The following is a 3,697-nucleotide window of genomic DNA, read 5'->3' as shown; positions in this document are numbered from 1 at the left end:
CTCTTCAACGCCGCGGTTGTTTTTAAGCACCAACAGGTTTTCGATCTCAAGATGCCACAGCGGGTAGAACAGGGTAGCTGCACCACCACGCACGCCGCCTTGTGAACAGCTCTTCACTGCTGTTTGGAAATACTTATAAAACGGAATACAGCCAGTGTGGAATGCCTCACCATTGCGGATAGGGCTACCGAGTGCGCGAATACGACCCGCGTTGATACCAATACCCGCACGCTGAGAGACATACTTAACGATTGCACTGGCTGTCGCGTTAATTGAGTCAAGACTATCACCCGTCTCAATCAATACACATGAACTGAACTGGCGAGTTGGTGTGCGAACACCCGACATGATCGGTGTGGGCAACGAGATCTTGAACGTTGACGTTGCATCATAGAAGCGCTTGATGTAGTCCATACGAGTGGACTTTGGATAATTAGCAAACAAACAAGCCGCCACTAAAATATAAAGGAACTGCGCGCTTTCGTAGATATCACCAGTCACTCGGTTCTGTACCAAGTATTTGTTCTCTAACTGCTTAACCGCAGCATAAGAGAAATTCATGTCACGCCAGTGATCAATAATTTCGTCCATCTGATCGAATTCTTGCTCACTGAAATCTTCTAGTAAGTGTGCGTCGTAGCGTTTCTCATCAACCATTTTCTTGACATGGTCGTAGAGGCGAGGGGGCTCAAACTTACCATACGCGCGCTTTCGTAAATGGAAAATGGCCAGTCGTGCAGCCATGTACTGATAGTCAGGCGCTTCTTCTGAAATTAGGTCCGCAGCAGCTTTTATTATGGTTTCATGAATATCTTCGGTTTTGATCCCATCATAGAACTGAATATGTGACTTAATTTCGACTTGAGAAGCAGAGACATTATTGAGGCCTTCTGCAGCCCACATGATGACACGATGAATCTTATCTAAATTCAGTGGTTCACGTTGACCACTGCGTTTGGTAACGAAAAGTTGCTCGTTCATTTTAGCGCCGACTCTTAGCTGTTTGTTATAGATTTGTGGCCACAAGATATTGTGTAATTTTCGGTCTGTATACCAAATGAACACAATATCTAGTAGTCGATGTGTTACAGGCATACTAGATACAACCCGCACATCGATCAAGTATATTTAGTAGTAAATATTCGTTTAAAGCCGCTTGAAATTTTGCAAGCGCTTATCGTGCATAGGCTTGCGTGAAAGTGTAAATTTTATAATTTTTTAGTTGAAAAAATCATGACTTTAGAAACAAGCGTTCTATGCAAAATAGGTGTCATAAAAACTATTAAAAAATGAACGATTTAGCTCACTTATTTCGGTAAAGCGAGTAGTTCTATCAAGGCATTGGGATGCGCGATAGTGTAATCTGCTAACCACTGTTGGGGTTGGTCAGTACTCGCGATATAGCCATACTCTGCAAGGACTGTCACCATACCTGCATTTCGGCCGGCCACGATATCGCGTTCCGCATCACCAATATACACACAATCTTTGGGATCGACAGCAAGTTGTTCGGCTGCGTAATAAAGCGGCTTGGGCGATGGTTTTGCAACCTCTAACGTGTCACCGCAGACGACCACCGAAATACTTTGTAACGCTTCAAATTGTGCTATCAACGGGTGAGTAAGAAATTCGGGTTTATTGGTAACGATGCCTATTTTAATCTGATTTCGGCGAAGTGAACTGAGCAACATCTCGATGCCTTCAAATAACTGACTATGAAGCGCTAAGTTGTTGCGATAAATCTCGAGAAACCTTGGTTTTAGCGCAAGCAGGGCGTTCTCATCGAGTCGCGTTAACCCCAGTAACCCGCGAGAACCATGCGAAGCAACAGGCGTATATATCTCTGCAGGTATCTCCGGCAATCCATTTTCACGACAGACTTGATTGAGCGCAAAGCCCAAGTCCGGTGCTGAATCTAATAATGTGCCATCGAGGTCAAACAAAACTGCAGCTACCGGATGCTTGTTCACGGGGGTCCCTATTGAGTTAGCGGTTGGGTTTATGAAGTACAACGATATAGTTAACGTCAACATCATGGTCATCGAGCATAAAGCCCTGCAAAGGCTTATATACGATGCCACTCATCTTTTTAGCTTGCAATCCATGCGTGTCGGTCATACGCAGCAATTCAGACGGCTTGATAAATCGTTGATGCTGGTGAGTCCCTTTAGGTACCCAGCGTAACACATGCTCAGCGGCCACGATGCCTAGTAGCCAGGATTTCACGTTGCGATTTAATGTAGAGAAAACAGCGTAACCGCCGGGTTTAACCATCTCACATACCGCACTTACAATGGCCGCAGGGTCAGGAACGTGTTCGAGCATTTCCAAACAGGTGACGACATCAAACTGTGCGGAATTTTCTGCAGCAAAGTTTTCAGCGCTGACTTGTTGATAGTCGATACTGAGTTGCGATTCCAATGCATGTAACCGAGCGACCTCTAACGAGTCGTGAGCGAGATCAATACCGGTTACTCGAGCACCACGACTTGCCATACCTTCGGTTAATAAACCACCACCGCAACCGACATCAACAACATGCTTGTTGAATAACCCGCCTACTTGCTGTTCAATAAAGGTTAATCGCAGTGGATTAATTTGATGTAGCGGTTTGAATTCGCCCTCGGTGTCCCACCACCGCGAAGCAAGGGCGGAGAATTTTTCGATTTCTTTTTCGTCAACGTTATTGCTAAGGGCTCTTAAAGAGGCTCGTTCTGACATGTGTTAGAGGTTCCAAATTGGCGTAACTTCTATAGAGTTTACATCAGCGGACGTTTTTGAAAAAGAGGGTGCGTGTTCACCCTGTGACGGGTACAATACCTAATTAATTATAACAACGATTAAGTATAGCTTGAGTTTAGGGATACATATATGAGCGATCTGGCTAGAGAAGTCTCACCCATCAATATCGAGGATGAATTAAAAAGTTCTTATCTTGATTACGCGATGAGCGTGATTGTGGGTCGAGCGCTTCCAGATGTTCGGGATGGTTTGAAACCCGTGCATCGTCGCGTACTTTTCGCGATGAATGAATTGCGGAATGACTTCAACAAACCCTATAAAAAGTCTGCCCGTGTGGTGGGTGACGTTATCGGTAAATATCACCCTCATGGCGACAGCGCAGTTTATGACACCATCGTGCGTATGGCACAACCGTTCTCGCTGCGCTACACCTTGGTTGATGGTCAAGGTAACTTCGGTTCAGTTGACGGTGATTCAGCCGCAGCCATGCGTTATACCGAAATTCGGATGGAGAAAATTGCACATCAGTTGTTAGCCGATCTCGACAAAGAAACGGTCGATTTTGTTGATAACTACGATGGTACCGAGCGCATTCCAGACGTTTTGCCAACTAAAGTGCCTAACCTGATGGTCAATGGTTCGTCGGGTATAGCGGTGGGCATGGCAACCAACATTCCTCCACATAACCTAACCGAAGTTATCAATGGCACCTTAGCGCTGATTGATAATCCAGAAATCAGCATTGAAGAGCTGATGGAGTTTATTCCAGGACCTGACTTCCCAACGGCGGCGTCAATCTCGGGCCGTTCTGGCATAGTCGAGGCCTACAAAACAGGTCGCGGCCGCATTCATTTGCGTGCTAAAGCCGAGGTCGAAGTTGACGAAAAGTCAGGTCGTGAAAGCATTATCGTCAGTGAAATTCCATATCAGGTGAACAAAGCGCGCTTGATCGAGA

4 protein-coding genes are annotated in these 3,697 nt (G+C 45.7%); 1 reads left to right on the top strand and 3 read right to left on the bottom strand.

Annotated features, from left to right (window positions below; all coding sequences use genetic code 11):
- The 3 genes from B2X00_RS08650 to ubiG all read right to left on the bottom strand — a co-directional run.
- Positions 1-981 (bottom strand): ribonucleotide reductase N-terminal alpha domain-containing protein (locus tag B2X00_RS08650; RefSeq protein ID WP_290487176.1); only part of this gene is annotated, 981 nt, incomplete at its 3' end.
- Positions 982-1,307: 326 nt separating this feature from the next.
- On the bottom strand, positions 1,308-1,970 hold the full coding sequence (locus B2X00_RS08645) for an HAD family hydrolase (protein WP_290487175.1): 663 nt from the start codon (positions 1,968-1,970) through the stop codon (positions 1,308-1,310).
- 16 nt (positions 1,971-1,986) lie between these two features.
- Positions 1,987-2,721, bottom strand: a complete 735-nt coding sequence (gene ubiG, locus B2X00_RS08640; protein ID WP_290487174.1) for a bifunctional 2-polyprenyl-6-hydroxyphenol methylase/3-demethylubiquinol 3-O-methyltransferase UbiG — start codon at positions 2,719-2,721, stop codon at positions 1,987-1,989.
- 150 nt (positions 2,722-2,871) lie between these two features.
- Here ubiG and B2X00_RS08635 point away from each other — a divergent pair.
- Positions 2,872-3,697 (top strand): DNA gyrase subunit A (locus tag B2X00_RS08635; RefSeq protein WP_290487173.1); only part of this gene is annotated, 826 nt, incomplete at its 3' end.

The organism is Idiomarina sp. UBA3162 (genome assembly GCF_002364475.1).
In the GTDB taxonomy this organism is placed as follows: Bacteria; Pseudomonadota; Gammaproteobacteria; order Enterobacterales; family Alteromonadaceae; genus Idiomarina.
Note: the sequence above shows the minus strand (reverse complement) of the source record. Positions and strands in the feature narration are given on the sequence as shown.